This is a genomic window from Sorangium sp. So ce381 (assembly GCF_051473845.1).
GTDB lineage: Bacteria > Myxococcota_A > Polyangia > Polyangiales > Polyangiaceae > Sorangium > Sorangium atrum.
Map to the genome: position 1 here is coordinate 8269480 of NZ_CP150336.1, position 25115 is coordinate 8294594.

At 72.4% G+C, this 25115-nt stretch carries 20 protein-coding genes; 12 read left to right on the forward strand and 8 right to left on the reverse strand.

Annotation, left to right across the window (positions count from 1 at the left end):
• The first annotated feature begins 410 nt into the window (after nt 1-410).
• The 9 genes from WMF29_RS30655 (at nt 411) to WMF29_RS30695 (ending at nt 13595) form a co-directional block, all read left to right on the forward strand.
• Nucleotides 411-1988 carry a protein kinase domain-containing protein gene (locus tag WMF29_RS30655; protein WP_437323674.1) on the forward strand — a complete coding sequence of 526 codons (1578 nt, stop codon included), beginning with the start codon at nt 411-413 and terminating at the stop codon, nt 1986-1988.
• 58 nt (nt 1989-2046) lie between these two features.
• A complete protein-coding gene (locus tag WMF29_RS30660; RefSeq protein ID WP_437323675.1) occupies nt 2047-2982 on the forward strand; it encodes a tetratricopeptide repeat protein in 936 nt (311 codons plus the stop codon).
• 71 nt (nt 2983-3053) lie between these two features.
• Nucleotides 3054-4640 carry a hypothetical protein gene (locus WMF29_RS30665; protein WP_437323676.1) on the forward strand — a complete coding sequence of 529 codons (1587 nt, stop codon included), beginning with the start codon at nt 3054-3056 and terminating at the stop codon, nt 4638-4640.
• Nucleotides 4641-4888: 248 nt separating this feature from the next.
• The gene (locus WMF29_RS30670) at nt 4889-6553 is read left to right on the forward strand and encodes a hypothetical protein (protein WP_437323677.1); all 1665 of its coding nucleotides are present in this window, start codon (nt 4889-4891) and stop codon (nt 6551-6553) included.
• A gap of 140 nt (nt 6554-6693) precedes the next feature.
• Nucleotides 6694-7470, forward strand: a complete 777-nt coding sequence (locus WMF29_RS30675) for a hypothetical protein (protein ID WP_437323678.1) — start codon at nt 6694-6696, stop codon at nt 7468-7470.
• A gap of 55 nt (nt 7471-7525) precedes the next feature.
• Nucleotides 7526-9193: a hypothetical protein gene (locus tag WMF29_RS30680; RefSeq protein WP_437323679.1), complete on the forward strand. Its 1668-nt coding sequence runs from the start codon at nt 7526-7528 to the stop codon at nt 9191-9193.
• Nucleotides 9194-9265: 72 nt separating this feature from the next.
• Nucleotides 9266-9880, forward strand: a complete 615-nt coding sequence (locus WMF29_RS30685; protein ID WP_437323680.1) for a TetR/AcrR family transcriptional regulator — start codon at nt 9266-9268, stop codon at nt 9878-9880.
• Nucleotides 9874-11607, forward strand: a complete 1734-nt coding sequence (locus WMF29_RS30690) for an ABC transporter ATP-binding protein (protein WP_437323681.1) — start codon at nt 9874-9876, stop codon at nt 11605-11607. Before WMF29_RS30685 ends, WMF29_RS30690 begins: the two co-directional genes overlap by 7 nt.
• Complete coding sequence (locus WMF29_RS30695) at nt 11604-13595, forward strand: ABC transporter ATP-binding protein (protein WP_437323682.1); 1992 nt, start codon at nt 11604-11606, stop codon at nt 13593-13595. The genes WMF29_RS30690 and WMF29_RS30695 overlap by 4 nt, the downstream gene beginning before the upstream one ends.
• An 86-nt stretch (nt 13596-13681) precedes the next feature.
• Here WMF29_RS30695 and WMF29_RS30700 read toward each other — a convergent pair whose 3' ends face one another.
• Both WMF29_RS30700 and WMF29_RS30705 read right to left on the reverse strand, forming a co-directional pair.
• Nucleotides 13682-13807 carry a hypothetical protein gene (locus WMF29_RS30700; protein ID WP_437323683.1) on the reverse strand — a complete coding sequence of 42 codons (126 nt, stop codon included), beginning with the start codon at nt 13805-13807 and terminating at the stop codon, nt 13682-13684.
• Between the two features lie 53 nt (nt 13808-13860).
• A complete protein-coding gene (locus tag WMF29_RS30705) occupies nt 13861-14268 on the reverse strand; it encodes a RidA family protein (RefSeq protein ID WP_437323684.1) in 408 nt (135 codons plus the stop codon).
• Nucleotides 14269-14402: 134 nt separating this feature from the next.
• Between WMF29_RS30705 and WMF29_RS30710 the strand changes: the two genes are divergently transcribed.
• On the forward strand, nt 14403-15344 hold the full coding sequence (locus WMF29_RS30710) for a LysR family transcriptional regulator (protein ID WP_437323685.1): 942 nt from the start codon (nt 14403-14405) through the stop codon (nt 15342-15344).
• A 33-nt stretch (nt 15345-15377) separates the two neighbouring features.
• Here the strand turns inward: WMF29_RS30710 and WMF29_RS30715 are convergent, their stop codons facing one another.
• The 5 genes from WMF29_RS30715 to WMF29_RS30735 form a co-directional block, all read right to left on the reverse strand.
• A complete protein-coding gene (locus tag WMF29_RS30715) occupies nt 15378-16541 on the reverse strand; it encodes a pyridoxal phosphate-dependent aminotransferase (RefSeq protein WP_437323686.1) in 1164 nt (387 codons plus the stop codon).
• A gap of 193 nt (nt 16542-16734) precedes the next feature.
• Entirely contained in the window at nt 16735-18789 is a 2055-nt protein-coding gene (locus tag WMF29_RS30720; RefSeq protein WP_437323687.1) for a sodium-translocating pyrophosphatase, read from the reverse strand.
• Between the two features lie 309 nt (nt 18790-19098).
• Nucleotides 19099-19521, reverse strand: a complete 423-nt coding sequence (locus tag WMF29_RS30725; protein WP_437323688.1) for a DUF1810 domain-containing protein — start codon at nt 19519-19521, stop codon at nt 19099-19101.
• Nucleotides 19522-19589: 68 nt separating this feature from the next.
• Complete coding sequence (locus tag WMF29_RS30730) at nt 19590-20270, reverse strand: hypothetical protein (RefSeq protein ID WP_437323689.1); 681 nt, start codon at nt 20268-20270, stop codon at nt 19590-19592.
• A gap of 326 nt (nt 20271-20596) precedes the next feature.
• On the reverse strand, nt 20597-22102 hold the full coding sequence (locus WMF29_RS30735; protein ID WP_437323690.1) for a DUF5050 domain-containing protein: 1506 nt from the start codon (nt 22100-22102) through the stop codon (nt 20597-20599).
• Between the two features lie 525 nt (nt 22103-22627).
• Here WMF29_RS30735 and WMF29_RS30740 point away from each other — a divergent pair.
• Nucleotides 22628-23503, forward strand: a complete 876-nt coding sequence (locus tag WMF29_RS30740) for a hypothetical protein (protein ID WP_437323691.1) — start codon at nt 22628-22630, stop codon at nt 23501-23503.
• Between the two features lie 46 nt (nt 23504-23549).
• Nucleotides 23550-24296, forward strand: a complete 747-nt coding sequence (locus tag WMF29_RS30745) for a hypothetical protein (protein ID WP_437323692.1) — start codon at nt 23550-23552, stop codon at nt 24294-24296.
• A 147-nt stretch (nt 24297-24443) separates the two neighbouring features.
• Here the strand turns inward: WMF29_RS30745 and WMF29_RS30750 are convergent, their stop codons facing one another.
• Nucleotides 24444-24962 (reverse strand): four helix bundle protein, encoded by a 519-nt coding sequence (locus tag WMF29_RS30750; RefSeq protein WP_437323693.1) that lies wholly within the window; start codon nt 24960-24962, stop codon nt 24444-24446.
• Nucleotides 24963-25115: the final 153 nt, after the last annotated feature.

Here is a 25115-nt window from a genome sequence, read left to right on the forward strand (position 1 = left end):
CCGGGCGCCGGCGCGTCGCCTCGGCGCGCCGGGCGGCGGGCCGGCGACGCGCCGGGGCTTCCTGGTCGTGTTGCGCATGCTCGCTCGATTCCCTGTGAGGCCCCTGGGAGGCCCCTGGGAGGCCGGCGAAGCGTCCCCGTTCGCGTGCGACGTCAAGGTCGTCGGGCGCGAACGGGGACGCTTCGCCGCTGCCCGGCGACGCCCGGGATCCGCCCGTTCCGGCGAGCGCGCGGGCGTACCTTGGACGGTTTCACGCACCGCGGCGGCAGACCGGGGTAACATGCGCCCGTCATGCCTCGCGCGCCCGTCAGCCGTCCCCGTCGCCAAAGCCGCGCCGGCCTCGCTGGCTCCGCTGGCCTCGCGGGCGAGGCGACGACCCACGTCGCCCGGGCCGGGGGTGATCCTCGCCGATGACCCGGGTCCCTGAAGGCTTCCGGCCCGAGGCGCTCGTAGGCCAGGTCCTGCGCGGCAAGTGGCGGCTGGAGCGCCTGCTGGGCTTCGGCGGGATGGCCATGGTCTACGCCGCCACGCACCGCAACGGGATGCGCGGCGCGGTGAAGATCCTCCGCCGCGAGCTGTCCGAGGACGAGGAGGCGCGCTCGCGCTTCCTGCGCGAGGGCTACGTCGCCAACCGCGTGGAGCACCCGGGCATCGTCCGGGTGCTCGACGACGACGTCACCGAGGACGGCTCCGTGTTCCTGGTGATGGAGCTGCTCGAGGGCGAGACCGTGGAGGCGCGCCGCGCGCGCGAGCCGGGCGGCGTGCTCGGCGTGAGCGACGTGCTCGGCATCGCCGACGACCTGCTCGACGTGCTCGCCGTCGCGCACGAGCGCGGGATCGTGCACCGCGACCTCAAGCCGGACAACCTGTTCCTCACGCGCCACGGGCAGCTGAAGGTGCTCGACTTCGGCATCGCGCGGCTTCGCGAGCTCTCCTCGCCGGCGAACGCCTCCACGCGCGCCGGCACCCTGATGGGGACGCCGCAGTTCATGCCGCCGGAGCAGGCGAGGGGGCAGTGGGACAGGGTCGACCCGCGCAGTGATCTGTGGGCCGTCGGGAGCACGATGTACCAGCTCCTCTCGGGGCGGTACGTGCACGAGGCCGAGACGCTCCCGCTGCTGCTCCTCGCGGCGATGACGCAGCCGGCGCCGCCCGTGGGCAGCGTCCTGCCGGCCCTGCCCCCGCCGATCGCCGGCGTGATGGACGTGGCGCTCGCGTTCGACCCCGACCGCCGCTGGCCGAACGCCCGCGCGATGCAGCGCGCGCTCCGCCAGGCGCGCGGCGGCGCGGCGCTCGATCCGGCCCCGGGCGCGCCCCCTGCCGGACGCGCGCCCCTGCACTCGGAGCACGGGCGCGCGCTCCTGCACTCGGATCCTCCAGGACGCCCGTCGGCGCAGGCGCGAGGTCCCGGGAGCGGGCCGCGCGGCACGGAGTTCGCCGCGGCGGGCACGGCCAGCGGCGTCGCGGCGGGCGGCGGCGCGGCCAGCACCGGCACGGTCTCGCCGGTCGTGGAGCGCTCGGCCAGCGGGGAGCGCTCCGCGCCGCGCGCGGCGGCCGCGGGCGCGCTCCTCGCCGGCGCGCTGGCCGTGGGCGCCCTGGTCGCGCTCGTGTGGTGGCAGCGCGCTGGCGCCAGGGGCGCGGAGGATCCGTCGCACGGCTCCACGGTGGAGGCCGAGCCGCGCCTCACCGCGGGCGCCGGGGCCACGACGGCGCCGCCCGACAGCGCAGGCTCGCCCGGGGCCGGCGTGCAGCCGGCGCCGTCCGGCGATGCGGTCCCCGCGATCGCGCCGTCCGCGCCCGCGACCACGCCGGAGCCCGAGGCCGCGCCCACGACGGCCGCGGCGCCGGCGAGCGCGAGCGCGGCCGCGCCGCGGCCCGCCGCCGGGGGCAGGGCGCGATCCCCCGCGACCGCGACGAAGGCGCCCGCAACGCCGACGCCGGCCCCCGCGCCGACGCCGGCGGAGGACCCGTACAACCGGAGACGTTGAGGCCGCACGGATGCGTAGATCGAGCTCGCGTAGACGATTCCCGGCGGAGGTGCTGGCCATGGGAGGAGCCGTGCTCCTCGCCTGCCCCGACGCTTCCGCGCAGGGGCGCGATCCTGCGGCCGCGGAGGCGCTGTTCGACGCCGGCAGGGCGGCGCTGCAAGCGAAGGACTACGACGCCGCGTGCCCGAAATTCCGGGAGAGCTACGAGCTCGATCCGGCGCCCGGGGCCCTGCTGAACCTCGGCGATTGCGAGGAGAAGCGCGGCAGGGTCGCGACCGCGTGGTCGATCTTCCGGCAGCTCGCGCGCGATCTGCCCGCGAACGACGACCGCCGCCCCATCGCCCAGTCGCGCGCGGCGGCGCTCGATGCCCGCGTCCCGAGGCTCACGATCCGGCTCGCGCCGGGGGCGCCCGCGGACACGGCGGTGCAGCGCGCGGGGGTCCCGGTCGGCGCGGGCTCGCTGGGCTCGCCGTTGCCGGTGGATCCTGGGGAGGTCCACGTGACGGCGGCGGCGCCGGGCCGGAAGCAGAAGACCTTCACGGTGCAGCTCGCCGAGGGCGCGCAGATCGAGGTGCTCGTGGCGCCGGAGGAGCCTGCGGCCGCCGCGAGCGCGGGGCCTGCGCTCCCGCCGAAGACGGCGCCGCAGGAGGCGGGGGGCTCGCCCCGGCGGACGGCCGGCTGGATCAGCGCCGGCGTCGGCGTGGTCGGGATCGGCGTCGGCGCCGTGTTCGGCGCGCGGGCGATCGGGAAGAAGGGCGACGCGGAGGCGTACTGCGACGAGGACAACGTCTGCCTGGACCAGGGGATCAAGCTGCAGAAGCAGGGCGTGACCGCGGGGACGATCTCGACGGTCGCATTCCTCGTCGGGGCGGCGGCGCTGGGCACGGGCGCGGTGCTCGTCTTCACGGCGCCCTCCTCGGGGCAAGGGTCGCCCGCGCCCCGAGCCACGATCGGCGTGGTGCCGGGAGGTGCGGTGGCGACGGTGGTCTTTTGACGGCAGCTGCGCGGCGTCGCCGCGAGGGAGGGGCCCGGGTGGTGAAGCGCGATCAGAGGAGCGTCCGAGCCTTGTTCTCCGCCGTCCTGCTCGTCGCGGCGGGCGTGGGAGGCTGCAACGCGCTCATCGGCCTCGAGGTCGGCCAGCTGGACGCATCGACGGGCGGCACGGGCGGCGCGAGCGCGGGCGGAGGAGCCGAGGGCGGCGGCGGCAGCGACAGCGGCGACGCTGGCGCGGGCGGCAGCGGCGGAGGCGACGGCGGCGGCGCTGGCACGGGCGGCAGCGCCGGGGGCGGCGGCGAGGCGCCGTTCTGCAGCGGGGATCGCGAGGGCGCGATCCGCGGGCCGCAGGCGCGCTGGGGCACGACCCTCGGGCTCGACGTCGCCGACGTCGCGGCGCACGGCGACGGGGTGACGGCCATCGTCAACGAGAAGGGCACGATCTCCGTCGCGCGGTGGGCGCGCGGCGGCGCCCGCGACGCCGGGTATGGGCTCACGGCGACCGATCTGCTGGAAGGCGACATCAAGGCCACGCACCTCTCCATCGGCCAGGGGCTCGCCTATGTGGCCGGGTGGTCGGGCAGCGGCCCCCAGCTGCCCAGCGCGTCGTCCACGGGATGCGTCACCACCGCGCGCGCTCTCTCTCACCCGAGCTTCCTCGCTGCGCTCGACGCGAAGGGCCAGTGCCGGTGGGCGTGGTCGCCGGACGGCGGCGCCACCTCCACCCCGCTCGGCCTCGCGGCGGCGCCCGGCGCGGTGGTGATCGCCGCCTCGGTGAAGGGGCCGGGCGTGAACGACGGCACGTGCACCCTCGCGATGGGCGGCGCGGAGACGTCCGTGGGGCTGGCCGCGCTCGATCCGGCGGCGGGCGGTTGCCTGTGGGGGATGCCCATCGGCCCGTCGCCGGCCGTGACCGTCGGAGAGCTCCTCGTCGACGAGGCGCGCGGCGAGGTGCTGGCGGTCGGCCGCTACGAGGGGGAGGAGGGCTACGTCGTCGGGGGAGCGCTGCTCCCCCCCTCGCAGGATCGCGATGTGTTCGTTGCGCGCTTCGCGCTGACCGGGGGGTCGCTCAAGGGCATCGACGCGTTCCCCCTGCCCGGGCGTCAGGACGTGGACCAGCGCGGGGCCGCGCTGCTCCCGGGCGGCGACGTCGTGATCGTCGGCTCCTACGACGGCTCGCTCGACTTCGGCGAGGGCTGCCCGCCGGCGCCCGCCGAGGACGCGCCGAACATGGAGAACTTCTTCGTCATGCGCGTCTCCGGCCCCTCCGTGGTCTGGGGCCGCGGGTTCGGCGACGCGGGGCATCGGCAGTGGGTCACCAGCGTGGCGGCGGACCCCGATGGCCTGATCTACGTGACGGGGAACTACCAGGGCGAGATCGACCTCGGGAACGGCGGGAAGCTCGTCGCTCCGGCGACGGACGCCGATCCGATGGTCGGGTTTCTGATCGTGCTCGACGCCCGCGGCAACGTCGTCTCCGCCTCCGAGCTGAAGGGGACGGGCGACGCTTACGTGTGGGCGGCCGCGCCCGGCCCGGCCCCTGGCGACGCCCTCTATCTCGGCGGGGAGCTGGGCAGCACCCTCGATATCGGGCGCGACCCGCCGCTCACCGACGCGATGGGGCACGGGTTCATCGCCGAGCTCCCGGGCGCGCGGTGATCCCCGCTGTCCGGCGCGCCGGGCCGTGAGCGCTCGACGCCCCGCCCCCCGCGTCGGCCGCCGCGATCGGATCGCCGCGGCGCGCGCTCCGGCCGATGGCTGACGGCGGAGAGCGCGCCTTTCGGTGGGGGATGCGCCGGAACCCTCTCGACTCCTGGAGCGACGCTCGCCATGAAGTCGATGGTGGCGAGCGAGGCGAGAGCTGCCGCTGACGGCCGCGGCGGCGCCGCGCCACCAGGAGACGGGAGATGAAGCGCGATCTCAGGAGCACTCGACCCATGTTCTGCGCCGGGCTGCTCATCACCGCGGCCGCGGGGGGCTGCAACGCGATCATCGGGCTCGAGGTCGGCGAGCTCGACTCCTCGACGGGCGGCGCGGGCGCGACCGCTTCGAGCGTGTCGGCCGGCGGCGCAGGAGGCGAAGGCGGTCGCGGCGAGGGCGGCTCCGGCGACGGCGGCTCAGGCGAGGGCGGCTCCGGCGAGGGCGGCTCCGGCGAGGGCGGCGCCGGCGAGGGCGGCTCGGGCGGCGGGAACGAGGCGTTGTGCAGCTACACCCGCGAGGGAGCCGTCCGGGCACCCTCGGGAGAGTGGGGCAAGCTGTCCGGCCTGTCGGTCGTCGGCCTCGCGGCGCGAGACGGCGAGGTGACGGCCCTGATCAAGGAGAGCCGGGAGCTCGCCAGCGAGCCCACCAAGATCATGACGGGGTTCTCGGTCGCGAGGTGGAGCGCGTCCGGGGTCCGCGATAGCGCGTACGGGACGACGACCGGCGACATGCTCGGCAGCGTCTCGGCCGAGCACCTGGCCGTCGTCTCGGACCTCGCCTATGTGGCCGCCTGGTCGGAAGCTCCCCTCACCTTGCTCGCGTCCGGCGGCAGGTGCACCGCCAGCGCGGGCGCGGACACCGGCCGCAAGCCGAGCTTCCTGCTGGCGCTCGACGCGCTGGGCAAGTGCAGGTGGGCCTGGAGCGTGGAGGCCGAGTCCAACGCCTACCCGCTCGGGCTCGCGGCGACGACCGACCGCGTCGCCTTCGCCGTCTCGCGATCACGGGCGACGAGCGCGACCACGGACGATTGCGTCCTCGGGGCCGCCGACCAGCGCGGGGTCACGGATCTCGTGACCTTCAACGCAGGCGGCAAGTGCCGGTGGAGCCGCGCGCTCGGATCCTCCGCGGCCGTGCACGTCGCGGAGGTCATCGCCGCGCCGGAGACCGGCGAGGTGCTCGTCGTCGGCGACTACGATGCGCCGGACGGGCCGCTCGCCATCCAGGGGAGAACGCTGCCCCGCGCGCCGGATCGCGACCTGTTCGTCGCGCGCTTCCGGCTCGATGACGGCGCCCTGACGGGCCTCATCCCGCTCACGGCCGCCGGGAGCCAGGCGGCGGCGCGGCACGGGTCCGCGCTGCTCCCGGGCGGCGACGTCGTGGTCGCCGGGACCTACACCGGGCCGTCCTTCAGCTTCGAGGACGACTGCCCGCTCCTTCCTCCCACGGGAGACACGGAGAACTCGTTCGTCGCGCGCGTCTCGAAGGAGGGAGTGGTCTGGAGCCGCGGGTTCGGCGACGAGAAGCGAGATCAGATGGTCGTCAGTCTTGCGGTGGACGGAGCAGGCGCGATCTACATCGCCGGGACGCTCGAGGGCGAGATCGCCCTGGGGAACGGCGAGAGCCTCACGGCCGGGGCGGACGAGCTGCAGAGCTTTCTGATCGTGCTCAATCCCGGCGGCAACGTCCTCTCCGCGACCGCGTTCGCGGGGACAGGCACCGTGGGCGTGTGGGCGGTCGCGCCGGGCGCGACGATCCGCGATCCCTTCACCATCGGCGGTGAGCTGACGGAGACGTTCTCTCTCGTCCCCAGCGACCATTCCAGCCCTGCGTCGGGCGAAGGGTTCATCGCCCGGGTGAAGGGGTTGCCGTGAGCGCCATGCGCGGACGCCAGCGCACCACACGAGCAGTCCATGACATTTCCGCACGACGACACGGAGCCTGCGACCGGACCGCAGCGGCGCGCATTCCGGCCCGGGTTGACGAAGGGGGGACTGGCAGCTTCCATGAGAGGATGCGCTCGCTTCACCGCCTCTTCCTGTTCTGCCTGGCCCTCCCTGCCGGACTCAGCTGTGGATTCCCCGACGCCACCTTCACGGAACGCTCCAGCACCGGCACGGGCGGCGGGAGCGGCGCCACGGAATCGGCGAGCACCGCCGCCGCGTCCTCGGGCGCGGCGGGCCCCGGTGGCGACGCCGAGACCTCCAGCGCCGGCGGGAACGGCGAGGGCTCGACGGGCGCCGGCGGCGGCGCGCCGGGCGCCGGCGGCAGCTCCGCGGGCTCGGGCGGCGGCTCGGCGACCTCCAGCGCGAGCGCCGGCCCGGCGACCTCCGGCTCGGGCGGCGGCTCGGCGACCTCCAGCGCGAGCGCCGGCCCGGCGACCTCCGGCGCCGGCGGCGGCGCGACGACCTCCAGCACGAGCGCTGGCCCGGCGACCTCCAGCTCCAGCGGCGGCACCGTCGACTGCGACGCCGACGGGGATGGCTATCTGTCGACCGCGTGCGAGGGCGGCGACGATTGCAACGACGACAACCCCTCGGTCCACCCGAACCAGCCGAGCACCTTCTATGACACGCCGATCCCTCCGGGACGCAGCTTCGATTACGACTGCAGCGGCGTGGAGGAGACGGAGTTCGACGCGGTCAAATGCACTGGCCTGCTCGTCTGTACCGCGAAGAACAACGTGTTCCTGAGCGACGTCGCGTGTGGAAGCCGGGGCCCGTTCGGCTCCTGCGACCTCACCTGCAAGTCGACCATCACTTTTCCCAATTACGTCAGGGAATGCCATTGAGCCCGCGCTGCCTCGGTGGCGGATCGAGGATGCCACGCAACGGAGAGCCGACCCGATGAGACCCGAACCGCGCGCCATCCGGTCCGTCGTGTCGTGCGCCTGCCTGCTCGCCGCGGCGGCGGGAGGCTGCAACGCGCTCATCGGGCTGGAGGTCGGCGAGCTGGCTCCGTCGGAGTCCAGCGCGGACGCCGCCTCGGCCTCCTCCTCGGGGGGCCCTGGCACGGGAGGCTCGGGCGCCGGTGGTACGGGCGCCGGTGATGCGGGCACCGGGGGAGCAGGCGGCGACAGCGGCGGAGGTGGCAGCGGCGGCGGAGGCAGCAGCGGCGATGGCGGGGGCGGCGGCGGGGGCAGCGGCGGCGGGGGTCCGCTGTGCAGCGACGCCGAGGGCACCCTCGTCGAGCCGTCGGCCAGCTGGGGAGAGACGCTCGGCTTCGACGTCGGCGATCTCGCGGCGTCGGATGGCGCGTTGACGGCGGTCGTCACGGAGGTCCTCGACAGCGGGGCGTTTCGCTTCTCGGTCGCGAAGTGGACCTCCGGCGGGACCAACGATTCCCGGTACGGGCTGTCGGCGAACGATGTCTGGGGCTTGCACCTGGCCGCGGGCGGCGGCGCCACCTACGTGGCCGGGGAGGCCGCGGGGGCCACAAATCTCCCCGGTGGGCTCCTCGACGCGTGCCGCGTCGGCCCGCCGCTGGTCGCCACCAGCTACACGACGAGCTTCGTCGCGGCGCTCGACGCGAACGGCCGTTGCGGGTGGGCGTGGAGCCTCGACGCGCAGCACAACACCACGGCGCGCGCCATGGCGGCGAGCTCCGAGGCGGTCGTCTTCGCCGTCGACGTGTCGGACGCCGGCCGGAGCTTCGGCCCGTGCGAGCTGAAGAGCGTCCCGGCGGAGTCGGCGCTGCTCGCCGCGCTCTACCCGGCGGACGGCGCGTGCAAGTGGCAACACCGCCTCGGGCCGCGGGCGGCCGTGACCGTCAAGGCGCTCCCCGTCAACCCGAAGGCGAGCGGCAACCTCGTGACGGTCGTGGGCGACTACGAGTCGCTCGACGGAGCGGTCACGTTCGGTGGGGACACCCCCTTCGCCGCGGAGCAGCGCGACGTCTTCGTCGCGCGCTACGCTGCGATCAGCGGCGCTCTCGTGGACGTGATCACGCTGAGCCTCGAGGGGGATCAGCAGGTGGCGCAGCACGGCGCCGCGCTGCTCCCGGGCGGCGACGTCGTGATCGCCGGCTCGTACCGGGGGGTCGTCGACTTCGGCGGCGGCTGCCCGGCGTTGCCCGACGCGGGGGACACGGAGAGCTTCTTCGTCGCGCGCGTCTCGAGGAAGGGCGTCGTGTGGAGCCGCGGGTTCGGCGACGGCAAGGAGAGCCAGGTCGCGGCCGGCGTGGCGGTGGACGGCGCGGGCGCGATCTACGTCACGGGGGAGTTCACGGGCGAGATCCCGCTGGGGAGCGCCGGGAGCCTCACGACGTCGCAGAAGCGGGCGGGGTTTTTGATGCGGCTCGACGCGCAGGGCAACCTGATCTCCGCGGCCAAGGTCGAAGGAGCCGGCACCGTCGCCCTCCGCGTCGTCGCTGTGGACGGGGCGCTCGGCGGGCCCGTCTACGTCGCCGGCACCGTGACGGGCGCGCTCCACCTCGACGGGCTCGACGCGCCGCTCGGGAGCGAGAGCGACAGCGAGTCGCGCGGGTTCATCGCGAGGCTCTCCGGGGCGCGCTGATCCGGGGCCTACGGTTGAATGAGTGAGCGCTCACTCTTGACGAGTGAGCGCTCACTCCGGTACACGGGACGCATGGCACCACCTAGCCGGCGAGCTCCTCCCCTGCGTCCGGAGGAGCGTCGCGCGAGCATCATCGCGGCGACGATCCCGCTGCTGCGCTTGTACGGCCGCAACGTGACGACGGCGCAGATCGCGATGGCCGCCGGTACCGCGGAGGGGACGTTGTTCCGCGTGTTCCCCGACAAGGAGTCGCTGATCCAGGCCGCGATCGCGACCCTGTTCGATCCGACGCCGACGCTGCGAGAGCTGGAGCGCATCGATCTCGCGGCGCCGCTGCGCGATCGCTCGATCCAGGCGGTCGAGATCCTGCAGCGCCGCGTCGAGGGCATCTGGCAGCTCATATCGATGCTCGGCATGACGATGCCGCCCCCCATACGCCCCGAATCCGGGTGCGCTCAGACGCCGCGCCAGGATGAGCAGGTTCACGTGCAGCTCGAGCGCCTGTTCGAGGCGTCGCGCGACGAGCTGCGCTGCGATCCGGCGTATGCAGCGCGGCTGCTGCGCATGATGACGTTCGCGGGCACCCACCCGCGGATCACCGACGGCATGCCCCTGACCGCCGCGGAGGTCGTGGCGATCCTGCTCGATGGTATCCGCCGCCGCCCCGAAGAGGAGGAGCCTTGCTGAGGCAGCTATTGGGCCGTTTCCTGCGCCCGCAGGCGCGCTTGCTCGCGCTCGTCGTCGCGCTCCAGCTCGTGGCGACGCTCGCCTCGCTGTACCTGCCGAGCCTGAACGCCGACATCATCGATCAGGGCATCGCGCTCGGTGATACGTCGCGGATCCTGGAGCTCGGCGCGATCATGCTCGCGATCACCGGCGTCCAGATCGTCTGCTCGGTCGCCGCGAACTACGCCGGCGCGCGCGCCGCGATGAGCTTCGGTCGCGACCTGCGCGCGGCGGTGTTCCACCGCGTCGGCGAGTTCTCCGCGCGCGAGCTGTCGCGGTTCGGCGCCCCGTCGCTCATCACGCGCACGACCAACGACGTCCAGCAGGTGCAGACGGTGGTGATGATGGGCTGTACGATGCTCGTCCTCTCGCCGATCATGTGCGTCGGCGGCATCGTGATGGCGCTGCGCGAGGACGAGTCGCTCGCCTGGCTGCTCGCGATCGCGGTGCCGCTGCTCGCCGGCGCCGTCGTCGCGATCATGTCGCGGATGGTGCCGCAGTTCCGGCGGATGCAGCCCCTCATCGACACGGTGAACCGCGTGCTGCGCGAGCAGATCACCGGCGTGCGCGTGATCCGCGCCTTCGTGCGCGAGCGCGCCGAGGCGGCGCGCTTCGAGCACGCGAACGGCGACCTCACCGAGACCGCGCTGCGCATCGGACGCCTGCAAGCGCTGATGTTCCCGACCGTGATGTTCGTATTCAACGCTTCGAGCGTCGCCGTCCTGTGGTTCGGCGCGCACCGGATCGCGGACGGCACGCTCGCGATCGGCTCGATGACCGCTTTCCTCGCCTACCTGGTGCAGATCCTGATGGCCGTGATGATGGTGACGTTCGTGGCCGTCATGCTGCCGCGCGCGGCCGCGTGCTCCGAGCGCATCGTCGAGGTGCTGGACACCGAGCCGTCCGTGCACGCCCCCGACCAGCCTGTCACGCTCGTCGAGCCGGCCGGCCTCGTCGAGCTGCGAGACGTCGAGTACCGCTATCCGGGCGCCGAGCTGCCCGTCCTTCGCGGCATCTCGTTCGTGGCGCGCCCCGGGCAGGTCACCGCGATCATCGGCAGCACCGGCTCGGGCAAGACCACGCTGCTCGACCTGATCGCGCGGCTCATCGATCCGACGAGGGGCGAGGTCCGGCTCGACGGCGTCGACGCGCGCATGCTCTCCCTCGATGCGGTGTGGTCGTGCATCGGGCTCGTGCCGCAGCGACCCTTCCTGTTCTCCGGCACGGTGGCCTCGAACCTGCGCTACGGCGACCCCGAGGCGACCGACGAGCAGCTCTGGGCGGCGCTCGCCGCCGCGCAAGCGCGCGACTTCGTCGAGGCGATGCCGCGAAGGCTCGACTCGCCGATCGGGCAGGGCGGCACGAACGTCTCCGGCGGCCAGCGCCAGCGGCTGTCGATCGCCCGCGCCCTGCTGCGCCGGCCGCGCGTGTTCCTGTTCGACGACGCCTTCTCCGCGCTCGACGTCGCGACCGAGGCCCGGCTGCGGGCCGCGCTCGCCGAGCGCACGCGCGCCGCCACGGTGATCATCGTCGCGCAGCGCGTGTCGAGCATCGTCGACGCGGACCAGATCCTCGTGCTCGACAACGGCGAGATCGTCGGCCAGGGCAAGCACGCCGAGCTGCTCGCGTCGTGCCCGACGTACGCCGAGATCGTGGCCTCGCAGCGCGAGACGGCGGTGGCCGCATGAGCGCGCGTCACGCTGGTCCCCCGCCCGCCGCCCCCGCGGGGGCGCGCTCCCCGATCCTGCCGCGCGGCCCCTTTGGCATGGGGGCCGCGCCGCCGCAGAAGGCGAAGCAGTTCGCGCCTTCCGCGCGGCGCCTCCTCGGCCGCCTCGCCCCCGAGCGCGTGCGCCTCGCGGTCGTGCTCGCCTGCTCGCTGCTCAGCGTGGGGCTCGGCCTGACCGGTCCGAAGCTGCTCGGCCACGCGACGGACATCATCTTCTCCGGCGTGATCGGCGCTCGCCTCCCGGCGGCCGCCACGAAGGCCGAGGCCATCGCCGAGCTCCAGCGCTCCGGCCAGGCGCGGCTCGCCGAGCTCGTGGGCCACATGGACGTCGTACCCGGCCGCGGCATCCAGCTCCGCGAGCTCGCCCAGCTGCTCCTGCTCGTGATGGTGCTCTACGCCGGCGCGTCGCTGTTCGCCTGGCTGCAGGGCTACCTGCTCAACAGGGTCGTGCAGAGCACCGTGCGGCAGCTCCGCGCCGAGGCGCAGGACAAGCTCGCCATCTTGCCGCTCGCCTACTTCGACGGCCGCCCGCACGGCGAGCTCTTGAGCCGCGTCACGAACGACATCGACAACGTCGCGCAGGGCCTCCAGCAGACGCTGACGCAGATCATGAACGGCGCGCTGACGCTCGTCGGCATCGTCATCATGCTCGTCGTGATCTCGCCGGTGCTCGCGGTGATCACGCTCTTCACCGTGCCGCTCTCGGTGCTCACCACCGCGGCGGTCGCGAAGCGCGCGCAGGCGAAATTCGTCGCGCAGTGGGCGCAGGTCGGCGTGCTCAACGGCCAGATCGAGGAGGCGTTCACCGGCCACTCGCTCGTCAACGTGCTCGGGCGACGCCGCGACGTCGAGGCGCGCTTCCAGTCCACGAACCAGGAGCTGTTCGAGACCAGCTTCCGCGCGCAGTTCATGTCCAGCATCATCATGCCGGCGGTCAATTTCGTCGGGAACCTGACCTACGTCGCGATCGCCGTCGTCGGCGGCCTGCGCGTCGCGTCGGGCGCGATGCTGCTCGGCAGCGTGCAAGCGTTCATCCAGTACTCGCGTCAGTTCTCTCAGCAGCTCGGCCAGCTCGCGTCGGTCACGAACGTCCTGCAATCGGGCGTTGCCTCCGCAGAGCGGGTGTTCGAGCTGCTCGACGAACAAGGCCAGTCCCCCGACGCCACCCCGCCCGCGGCCCTGCCGAAGGTCAGCGGCGAGGTCCGGTTCGAGCACGTCACGTTCCGCTACAAGCCCGACGAGCCCCTGATCGAGGACCTCGACCTCACCATCATGCCGGGCCAGACGGTCGCGATCGTCGGCCCGACCGGCGCCGGCAAGACCACGCTCGTGAACCTCTTGATGCGGTTTTACGAGCTCGACGGCGGTCGGATCCTGATCGACGGCATCGACATCGCGCGCCTGCCTCGCCGCGAGCTGCGCGCGAAGCTCGGTATCGTGCTGCAGGATACATGGCTGTTCTCTGGCACGATCCGCGACAATATCGCGTTCGGCAACGCGGCCGCGACCGAGGCCGACATCCAGGAGGCCGCGCGCGCGGCGCACGTCGACCGCTTCGTGCGCGCCCTGCCCGCCGGTTACGATACGGTCATCAACGAGGACTCGGGCAACCTGAGCGCCGGCGAGAAGCAGCTCATCACGATCGCCCGCGCGTTCCTCGCGAACCCGGCGATCCTGATCCTCGACGAGGCGACCTCCTCGGTCGACACCCGGACCGAGGTGCTCGTCCAGCGCGCGATGGCCGCCTTGCGCGCCCAGCGCACGAGCTTCGTCATCGCGCATCGCCTTTCGACGATCCGCGACGCCGACATGCTCCTCGTGATGAACGCAGGGCGCATCGTCGAGCGCGGCACGCATGCGGAGCTCCTCGCCGCAGGGGGCCACTACCACGCGTTGTACCAGACCCAGCTCGCCGGCAACGGCGGAAGCGGCGCGCAACTCGCGGGCTAGAGCGCCGCCGGCCCGAGGTCACTTGACCAAGCGTCGCGCCGCGTTCTCCCACATTCGAACGTTTACGTGGTCGTCGTCGTGGTCGTTTACGTGGTCGTGGTCGTGGTCGTGGTCGTCAACGATAGGCCGTGAACGACCACGACCACGACCACGACCACGACCACGACCACGACCACGTAAACGTTCACGTAAACGACCACGTAAACGTTCACGTTGGGGCCCGATGGTGGGGTGGAGCGGGGCGGGGCTCCGCTCCTCGCCGCGCTCAGTCGATGACCGCGGTGGCCTCGACTTCAACCAGGTGCTCGGGGTCGGAGAGCGCGCTGACCCCCAGCAGCGTGCCTGGCGGCACCGGGGTGACTCCCAGCTTCGCGGCCGCCCGAGCGATCCCCTCCAGCAGCAGGGGCATCTTGTCGGGAGTCCAGCCGACGGCATAGATGGTCAGCTTCGCCACGTCGTTGAAGGAGCCGCCAACCCCGGCCAGGGCGGTGGCGACGTTGAGATAACACTGCTCGACCTGAGCGGCGAAGTCGCCCCTGCCGATCGTCCTCGCGTCGGCATCCCAGGCGACCTGGCCTGCGATGAACACGAGCTTCGACCCGGTGGCGACCGCCACCTGTCGATACGCCTCGATCTTCGGTAACCCGCTGGGGTTGACCAGGGTGATGGCCATGCTGCCTCCTTCGTCCTCTCCCTGCGCGCAGGGCGGCATGCCCCGCCGCGCGCTGGTTAGATGTACCCGCCCCGCCGCGACCGGTAGACCCACGGCGCCAAACGAGCCGATAAGCGCTGCTATACAATCGCGCCATGAACCGCGCGACGGACCGCTTCGAGGGTCTGACCGTCTTCCTCACCGTGGCGAGGCACCGCAGCTTCCGCGCCGCCGCCGCGGAGCTCGGCGTGACCACGGGCGCCGTGAGCCAGGCGATCCGCGCGCTCGAACGCCGCGTCGGCCTCCCGCTCTTCTCGCGCACGACGCGCCGCGTGGGGCTCACCGAGGCCGGCGAGCGGCTGCACGAGCGCCTCGCGCCCGCGGCCGGGGAGATCAGCGCCGCGCTCGAGGCGCTCGACGAGCTCCGCGGCCAGCCCGCGGGGCTGCTCCGCCTCACCGTCCCTCGGACGGCCGTGCCCTTCGTGATCGAGCCGGTGCTCCCGCGCTTCCGCCACGCTTACCCCGACGTGGCCGTCGAGATCTCGGTGGACGACGCCTTGGTCGATCTCGCCGAGAGCGGCTTCGACGCCGGCGTCCGGCTCGGCGAGGACCTCGCCCAGGACATGACCGCCGTGCGCCTGACGCCGGATCTCCGCTGGCTCGTCGTCGGCGCACCGTCGTACTTCGCCGCCCACGGCCGCCCGGAGGAACCCGAAGATCTGCTCGCCCACACGTGCATCCGGTACCGATTCCAGAGCTCCGCGCTCTATCGCTGGGAGTTCGTGCGCGATCACCGCGAGATCACCGTGCAAGCTCCTGGCACGCTCACGGTGAACGATGCCAATCTGGCGGTGTCCCTCGCGCGCGACGGGCTCGGGCTCGCGTACATGTTCGATCTGGCCGTCGCCGAGGATCTGGCGAGCGGGGCGCTCGCGACGGCGCTCGAGCGCCATGCGCCGACGGGGCCCGGCTTCTTCCTCTACTTCCCCGCCCGCGCGCAGGCGCAGGCGAAGCTGCGCGCGTTCATCGACACGGCCCGCGCCGTGCTCATGCCAGAGGGCCGGCGGAAGCCGAAGGAGACACGCGCCGCCTCGTGAGCTCCCCGGGCGCCTCCAGAGACCCCCCGTCGGTCACCGCGCGCGCTGCCAGGCGACGATCCGCGTCACCGCCTCGTCGACCTGCTCGACCGGGGCCGCGAAGGACAGCCGGACGTACCGCGCGCCGCCGATGCCGTCGAAGTCCGTGCCCGGCGTGAGCGCCACGCCCGTGTCGGCGAGCAGCCGCTCGCACCACGCCACCGAGTCGTCCGTGCCGACGTCGGCATAGAGGTAGAAGGCGCCGTCAGGCGGGGCGACCTTCCAGCCGAGCTCGGGCAGCCGCCGCAGCAGCAGGTCGCGCGCGGCCGCGTAGCCCTCCACCAGCCGGTCCGCCTCGGCGTACGCCTCCGGGGTCAGGGCCGCGAGCGCCGCGTGCTGCGCCAGGGCGGGCGGGCACAGCGCGAGGTTCCCCGCCAGCGCGTCGACCGTCGGGACGAGCTCGGGCGGCAGGACGAGCCACCCCAGGCGCCAGCCCGTCATGGCCCAGTACTTCGAGAAGCTCGAGACGACGACGGCGCCCGCGTCGACGTGGCGCGCCGCCGTCGCCTGGCGCCCGGCCCACGGGCCGTACGTGAGGCCGTGGTAGATCTCGTCGCTCACAAGCCGGACGCCGTGCTCCGCGCACCAGCGCGCCATCGCGTCGAGCTCCGCGGCGTCGACCATCGTGCCCGTCGGGTTCGCCGGGCTCGCCAGGATGACGCCGTCGAGCTTTCCACCGTCGCGCGCGGCCATGAGCTGCGACGTCGTCAGCTGGAACCGGCTCTCCGGGCCGCACGGCAGCTCGACCACCTCCACCCCGAGGGAGCGAAGGATGTTCCGGTACGCCGGGTAGCCCGGGCGAGCGAGCGCCACGCGGTCGCCCGCCTCGAACGCCGCGAGGAACGCGAGCAGGAACCCGCCCGACGACCCGGTGGTGAGCGCGACGCGCGACGGGTCGAGATCCACGCCGTACCAGCGGCCGTAGTGCTCCGCGAGCGCGCGGCGCAGCGCCGGGATGCCGAGCGCCTCGGTGTACCCGAGGTCGCCCTCCGCCAGGAGCGCGGCCGCCCGCGCGCGCACGGCCGCGGGCGCCCCGGAGCCCGGCTGGCCCGCGCACAGGCTGATGACCGGCTCACCGGCCGCGCGCCGCGCGTTGGCGGCGGCGAGCACCTCCATGACAGCGAACGGCGGCACCTGCGAGCGGCGGCTGATCCTCACCCGACCATCCTTCTCCCCCGCCGGAGATAGGCCATTTACAGCACGGAAGCTCCGCTGTCAGCAGAGGAACTTCGATGGCTGAGGCAGGACATCAGCCTCCGTCGCCCGCGAGCGCGCGCGAGGCCACAAAAGCGAGAACGCGGCCGGTAGGGGCCGCGTTCTCCATCGTCGCTCGCCGCGACGACGCTTCCGCTCAGGCGATGAGCGGGGCGATGAGGAGCGACACGACGCCCATCACCTTGATGAGGATCGAGATGCCGGGGCCCGAGGTGTCCTTGAAGGGATCGCCGACGGTGTCGCCGACGACCGCGGCCTTGTGGGCGTCGGAGCCCTTCGCGTGGCCGTCGAGGCCGCCCTTCTCGATGTGCTTCTTGGCGTTGTCCCAGGCGCCGCCGCCGTTCGCCATCATCAGCGAGAGCACCGCGCCGACGACGAGGGCGCCGGCCAGCGTGCCCGCGAGGACCTCGGGGCCGGCCACGAAGCCGACGACGACCGGCGCGAGCACCGCGATGGCGCCGGGCGCGATCATCTCGCGGATGGCGGCCGACGTGGCGATGTCGACGATGACCTTCGGCTGCGGGTCGACGCCGGGCTTGCCCTCGAGCAGGCCGGGGATCTCGCGGAACTGACGGCGGATCTCCTCGACGATCGCGCCGGCCGCGCGGCCGACGGCGGTCATCGTGAGCGCGCCGACGAGGCACGGGAGGAGCGCGCCGAAGAGGAGCCCCATGAGGACCTTCGCGTCCGTCAGGTAGAGCACGAGCTCCGGCAGGCCCTTCGCGCGGCGGACCGCGTCGACCTCCATGTTGAAGGCGGCGAACAGCGCGACGACGGTGAGCACCGCCGAGCCGATCGCGAAGCCCTTGCCGACGGCCGCCGTGGTGTTGCCGACCGCGTCGAGCTCGTCGGTGATCGCGCGGACCTCCTTGCCGAGGCCGGCCATCTCGGAGATGCCGCCGCCGTTGTCGGCGATCGGGCCGTACGCGTCGACGGTCATGACGATCGCGGTGCCCGCGAGCATGCCGACCGCGGCGAGCGCGATGCCGTAGAGGCCGAGGTAGTGGTTCGAGATCCAGCCCACGGCGACGAGGGTCATGAGGGGGATCGCGACGCTCTCCAGGCCGACCGCGATGCCGCGGATGACGTTGGTGCCGGGGCCGGTGAGCGAGCTCTGGGCCACCTTGTGGATGGGGCCCATCGACGTGTAGTAGTCGGTCACGAGGCCGACGATGGCCCCGCCCGCCGCGCCGGCCGCGAGGGTGATGACGGTGCCGGAGCTGAAGCCGAGCCCCGGGAGGATGCCGGCCGCCGCGAACACGACGAGGAACGGCGGGACGATGAGCGCGAGGCGCAGCACCCGGGCCGGCGGCAGGTTCTTGAGCGCGCGCGTGATGAAGATGCCGACGACCGAGACCGCGAGGCCGATCGTCGCGAGGAGCAGCGGCAGCGACACGGCCATCGCGCGGAGCTCCTGCTCGCTCACCGACGGGGCGAGCTGCTGCAGCTTGGCGATCGGCAGCGTGAGGCCGAGCGCGATCGCGGCGACGACCGCGGCCACGTAGCTCTCGTAGATGTCGGCGCCCATGCCCGCGATGTCGCCGACGTTGTCGCCCACGTTGTCGGCGATGACGCCCGGGTTGCGGGGGTCGTCCTCGGGGATGTTCGCCTCGACCTTGCCGACGATGTCGGCGCCGACGTCGGCGGCCTTCGTGTAGATGCCGCCGCCGATGCGGGCGAAGAGCGCGATCGAGCTCGCGCCGACGGCGAACGAGTGGACGATCGTCGCGAGGTGCTCGTGGCTGCGGAACAGGGCATAGATGCCGCCCAGGCCGATGAGGCCGAGCCCCGCGACGCAGAGGCCCATGACGGCGCCGCCGTCGAGCGCGGTGACGAGCGCGGTGGGCTTGCCGTGCGCGCGGGCAGCCTCGGCCGTGCGAACGTTGGCGTACGTCGCGGCCTTCATGCCGAAGAAGCCGGCGATGAGCGACAGGAACGCGCCGGCGGCGAAGGCGCCCGCGGACAGGAGCCCGAGCGTCGCGGCCAGGAGCGCGAAGACGGCGGCGGCGTAGACGGCGAGCACCTTGTACTCGCGCGCGAGGAAGGCCATCGCCCCCTCGCGGACGTAGCGCGCGATGCGCGCCATCGTCTCGTTGCCTTCAGGGGCCTTCTTGACACGCACATAGAAGGTGCGTGCGACCATGAGCGCGACGGCGCCCGTTACGAGCGACTGGTACGACAATGCATCCACGGGTGATGGTCCTCTCGATCGCCCCCGGCCGGAGCGAGCGCCGGCTCACTCGTCCGTCCACGACGGCGGATCAAGTAGGAAATTGCGCTGCCTCGGTTCCAGACGGCCGCCCGGGGCGAAATCTTGAGCTGGCCTCCGGGAACCTGGCGTCCGCGACGGCGGTCCTGCTGGCTCCCGCGCGAGCCGCTGGAGACCGTGACATCGGAATATTACAGATAGAAACGGCGCGCGCGACGGCGACGAGAGAGAGCGCGCATCGACGCGCTGCGCACGGGGGCGATCCAGCGGCGCGTCCGACGACGGCCAGCGCTACTCGAGCAGCGCGAGCGTTCGCGGATCGGGCTCGCCGCCGCAGTACTTGTCGAGCGCCGCGAGGAACGCCCCCTCGCCGGGGGCCGCGCGGGAGAACAGGGTCATCGACGAGCAAAACTTCATGTCATCGGGGCTATCGAAGATGTCGTAGAGCGAGCGCCCCTCGATCTGGTTCACGAGGCGAGCGCACTCGATCAACCTCGGACCGAGCGTCGGGTGCTGCAGATACGCCTCGGCTTCGGCCTTCGAAGCGATGCCGTACCTCTGGGCCATGGCGCTGTGGCCCAGGCCCTTCAGCTGCGGAAAGATGAACCACATCCAGTGGCTGGTCTTCTCTCCTCGGCGCAGCTCGGCCAGGACGCGGGCATAGACCGGAGCCTGCGCGTCCACGAATCGTTGCAGGTCGTGCGGATCGGACATGGGCGCTCCTCGACCCCGAGAGTAGCGATCGATCGGGCCGCTCGACACCGCGGATCGTCGCGCGCGGATTACAGGCCCGTGTGCGTTCCCGTGATCCAGACGGTCGCGTGGGAGCCGTCGGGCTGCGTGGCCCAGGTGCGGACCCGGTACTTGCTCGTGGCGACCTGCTGCGCGGTGCCGTAGTTCTCGTGGAAGTAGACGAACGCCGGCGTCGAGCAGTGCCCGCGGCCGGCCAGCGGGTTGTCCCAGATCCACGCGCCCGCTTGCTCCTTGTACGTGAGCTGCACGAACTGGCTTGTCGCCGCGTCCCAGCGCTGCACGCGCGTGGCCATCTTGGTGTTCGCGCACTCGCTCATCGCCTGCGACGCGTCGCTCCACGAGGTGGAAGAGGCCCCCCAGAAGGACGGCTGCACGTCGAAGCGGTAGGTCTCCGGGGTCTGGTGCTGGTAATAGCCGGGCACGGGGAAATCCACGATCGTCGTCGCTCGATCCTGCCCGATATCAGGACAGATGCTGTCGATCCACTGGAAGGCGCGGACGTAGTTCTCGCTTGCTCCGACCGCGGTGAGCTGCGCGCTCGTGAAGTTCGGGTTGGTCCCCATCGCGCAGGGGTCGGGGTTTCCGCCGAGCGCCTCGGCGCTCTCCACGGTGTCTTCCTCATCGATGCTGCCGTCGTCCGCCGCGACGCAGCCCGTGACCATCGAGAAGGTGATGAGACCGAGACAGAGATGATACGCAGTGATCTTCATGGTTCGACTCCCCTTGGTATGCTGGCCTCTCGGCCGCGCCCGCACTCCAACAGAGAGCAGGGAGCGTGCCTGGGACGATCCCCTGAGCGCTCCCGTGCCTTCCATGGCCTCGCAGCGCAGGATCGCGATGCGGGCCGTGGGGCAGACCGTCGCTCGCCCCCAGCGATGGAGGCGGCAGCCTCCTCCATCGGCAGGGCGGTGAAGGCTTGCGCCTCCACCTCGGCGGGAGCCTTGGTGAGGTCGGTCCGTTCGTGCCTGTCGAGCCGGCGCTCGATCCCGGCTGGTGAACGCCAGGGCCGCGATCGTGGCAACGGGGACAGGGACGATCAAGGAGCGTGGTAGGACGCGACTTGCCCCTGGTAGCGGTAGTCGCCGGCGTTGGACCAGAACACGCGCTGCCCCTCCGGAGCGATGACGCGCCAGGGGACGGGCTGTCCGAACGCCAGCAGGACGGTCCTGTTGCTCTCGAGATCGTGCGCGTTGACGCTGCGATTCCCGCGCATGTCCGTCGAGAACAGCGTCGAGCCCCGGAGGGCCAGCCCCGACATCGAGCTCCCCTGATGGACCAAGGTCTTCTGCCCTCCGGCGATGGGCGCCTTGAAGACGCCGCCGTCGCCGGCGTTGGCCCAGTAAACGAACTCCGCGTCCACCGCGATCCCGGCCGGCTCGGCCTCGTCGTCGGCGATGACGGTGACCTCCCCGCCCGACTTCGCCACCTTGTAGACCTTGTTGGTCGCGGCTCCGCCGGTCCAGTAGAGGTTCTCTGCGTCCTGCGCGAGGTACGCGGGCCTGCCGGCGTCCGACGCGAGGACGACCGGCTCGCCGCCGTCGAGCGGCATCGTGTAGATGTTCTCGCCGTCGCCGTCGCCGAAGTAGAGGGCCGACGCGTCGCCGATGACGCTCACGACATAGCCGATCTGGGCCAGCGTCTCCACCTCCAGGGTCGCCTTGTCGACGCGCCGGAGCGCCGAGGGGATCACGGGATCATCGTCGCCGCCGCTCGCCCAGTACACGTGGGAGCCGTCGACCCACAGCGCCTTGGGATCGGGATCGGCGGGGATCATCGCCTCTGGCTCGGCGGTGCCCAGCCTCACGCGGTAGATGAACCCGTCGTTGTTGTCCCCGGTCGCGACGTCCTCGGTGCCGCCGCTCGCGAAGTAGAGGAAGGACTCGTCGGCGGCCAGCGCGCTCGGGTAGCGGTGCTGGCTCGCCATCGGGGTCGGCAGGATCATCCCGGGATAGATCCTGGAGAGGCGGTCCGTCTCGGTGACGACGCGGTCTCTGGAGACGTCGTGTCGCTCGAGCGGCGCGAAATCGTCCGAGCCCTGCTGCGCGGTGAAGCCATAGGCGCCGAGGACCGTGTTTTCGCCAAGCTCCGCCTTGAGCTCCACGGTGATCGGCAGCGTGAGCGTGATCGGCCTGGCGAACGTCAGGCCCTCCGGGCCGAGCACGTACAGGGGCCCCACCGCGCCCTCGGGCGCCTCCTCGATGCGCTCGATGGTGATCACCGTGTCCTCGCTCACCGCGCCCGGCGGCACGTCGATCGTGAAGCCGTCCTCCGCGGTGAAGGTCCCGCCCTGCGCATCGACGGAGAACTGCTGCCCGGACCCCGGCTGCGCGCCGGTCCCCGACGTGGCGCCGCCGCCCGCGTCGCTGCCGTTTGCGTCGCCGCCGCTCGCATCGCTGCCGTTTGTGTCGTCGCCCCTGCCCGTGTCGCCGCTGTCCGTGTCGCCGCCGCCCGTGGCCCGATTGCCCTTGTCCGTCCCTCCGCACGACGCGCTGCTCAGCGCGGCAGCCGCGCACGCCAACACCATGAATAAGGTCCTTGTCATCGTCTCGCTCCTCCGCGGGCGGTCGTCGCCGCCATGTCATGGAAGGCCATGGTTCTGCCGAGCTCGCCATGGGGGCGGCTGCGACATCACCCTTGATCAGACAACAGCGTAGCGCCCGATGTGGCGGTGGCGAGCTGAGCCAGAGCAGGTGATAGACATACAGTCTTTACCTGTCAGGGTTATCCCAGGAGTCCACTCGCCATGCCCCTTACCCATCGTGGTTGTCCCACGCGTCCACTCGCTACGGTCCTTGCCCGTCAGGGTTGTCCCAGGTGCCTGGTTGGACCGCGCGTCGCCGGCGGCTCATGACCCGTCGCGGCGGGGCGGCGGCGCCGCGCGGGCGCTCAGGCCACGCTCGACGACGGAGCGGGCGAGCGGCTCGCCAGCGTCGGGGCTTCCAGCGCCGCGCCCGTCGACGGTGTGCGGGCGGATTGAGTTCGTGAACGGTCCGCGTATCCTGGCCTCGCTGCACCGAAGCCCCCCGCAGTTCCACGGAGTCGTCGCGCGAGCGTGACGGGAGCCAGCATGCCGATCGGGCACACGAAAGGGAGTATCGTACCGCTGCGCCACATCGCCGCGCCGCGCGCCCGCGGCGCGCGGGCCGCCGCGGTGCTCGCGGCGCTGCTCGGGCTCGCCGCGCCGGCGGCCGCGCAGGCGCAGGGCGCGCCGAAGCCGGCGCGCGGCGACGCAGCGAGGCCCGCCGCGCCAGGCACGGCGCCCGCGACAGCGGGTGCCCCGCTCGCTCCAGCGCCCGCTCCTGTCGCTCCGGCGCCCGCCCCGATCGCTCCGGCGCCCGCCCCGATCGCTCCGGCGCCCGCCCCGATCGCCCTGGCGCCCGCCCCTGTCGCTCCAGCGCCCGCCCCGATCGCCCCGGCGCCCGCCCCGATCGCTCCGGCGGGTGGCGCGCTGCTGCCCATCGCGCAGGGCTACTACCTGCCGACGCCGCCGCTCCCGCCGTGGGCCAACCCACGGACCATCGAGTACGAAGAGGGGGACCCGATCCCGCGCGGCTACGCGCTCCGGACCAGGGCGGACCGCAAGCTCGTCACGGCGGGGCTGCTGACGTTCGGCATCCCGTACGCGCTCACGTTCACGGTCGCAGGCATCGCGTCGCTCGACAACGACGATTTCGACGAGTTCGGGCCGCTGTTCATCCCGTTTGCCGGCCCGATGCTCGCGGCCGGGACCCTGGAAGCGGAGGGCGCGGGCATCTTCTGGCTCACGATGGACGCCGTGACGCAGGTGGGCGGGCTCCTCCTGTACGCCGCCGGTCTCGCGAACGAGGACGTCTACCTCGAGCGCCAGTTCACTGTGAGCTCACGCGACCCCGGGCCCGCGGTGTCCCGCTGGCCTGCGGTCTCGATCGGCGCGTCCTCCGCTGGCCTCCGATGGCGATTCTGAACCGACGCCCCCGCGCCGACAGCCCTCACCCCGAAGGGAGACGCACGTGACCGCGATCCGCACCGTCCTCTCGCTGGCCGCGCTGGTTGGCGCGCTTGCGCTCGCAGCGCCGGCTACGGCGGAGGGCGAGGCCCCCCCGTCCGCGCAGAGCGCGCCGCCGCCAGGCTATGCGCCGCCCGGCTACACGCCGCCGCCCGGCTACGCGCCGCCTGGCTACGCGCCGCCTGGATACGCGCCGCCGCCTGGCCACGCGCCGCCCGGCTACGCGCTGCCGCCTGGATACGCGCCGGCGCCAGACCACGTGCCGCCCGGCTACGTGCCGTATTCGCCGTCCGTCATCCTCGGCATGCCGCGAAAGCTGACCTACACGGAAGGCGGGATCCGGCCCGCGGGCTATCGCGTCGAGACGCAGATGAACCGCGGGCTGGTGGTCGCGGGGTCGATCGTCCTCGGCAGCGCGTGGACGCTCGCGGCGCTGACGGCGGGGACCATCCTCAGCTCGGGAGACAGGGATGCCGTCAGCTACTCGCCGATGCTCGTGCCCGTGGGCGGCCCGTTCATCACGCTCGGCACGGGCGAGGAGGTCGACGTCGACGATGACGACGGCCAGCTCGCCGCCGCCCTCCTCCTCCTCGACGGGGCCACGCAGGTGACCGGCTGCGTGCTGCTCATCGCGGGCCTCGCCTCCAACCAGCGGGTCTGGGTGCGCGACGATATCCCTCACAAGGTGGCAGACCAAGCCCCCGAGCTCACCGTCGGCCCCACGGGCGCGACCCTGCGCATGCGCTTTTGACCATCGAGCTCGCGTGAGCGAGCGAAACAGTGTAATCCGCTCCCCCCTCGGTCACGAACGCGGTCGTAGTCGTAGTCGTAGTCGTGGTCGTGGTCGTGGTCGTCAACGGCCATTCGTGAACGTGAACGTCCCCAGAACTCCCCTCTCTCATTTCCCACGATTCACCTCGCTCAGCGCCATCTTCGTGAGCATCGAGACCGTCCTCTCCAGCAGCTCGCGAGGCTCCACGAGCTCCTGTGCGGTGACGAGACCCAGGGCTTCGAACACATCGAGGATCGCAGCGAACTCCAGCGCCGAGCCCCTCGCTATCGCATAGAACCGGCGCGCATCTCGCTCCGGCTTGCCGCTGCCCTCTGCGATGTTGAGCGGAACGGAGAGCGCCGCTCGACGCAGCTGATCAGCCAGCTCACCATGACCGCGAGGGGATCGAGCTGCCAACGGAGCGCTGAGAGCGAGGAACGCGATGGCGCAGCGATAGACGTCAAGTCGTTGGAATCCGAACATGGCAGGGATTTCGACGCGTTCCGGAACTCGATTGCGCGGAATCGAACGGGGGGTGGAGAGAATCGTCGGCCGAGGGTTCGGCAGGACGTTCACGTCTACGATCGTGTCGTCGACGACCACGACCACGACCACGACCACGACCACGACCACGACCACGACCACGACTACGACTACGACCACGGCCACGTTCGTGACCGAGGGTGGGGCGGGCGTCGTGACCTCACCCGAACACGAGCGACTTTCAACATTCCTGAAACGCGAACTCAATCAAATCGTATCGGAGTAAAATCCTCTACTTCCCTTAACGTGGCCCGC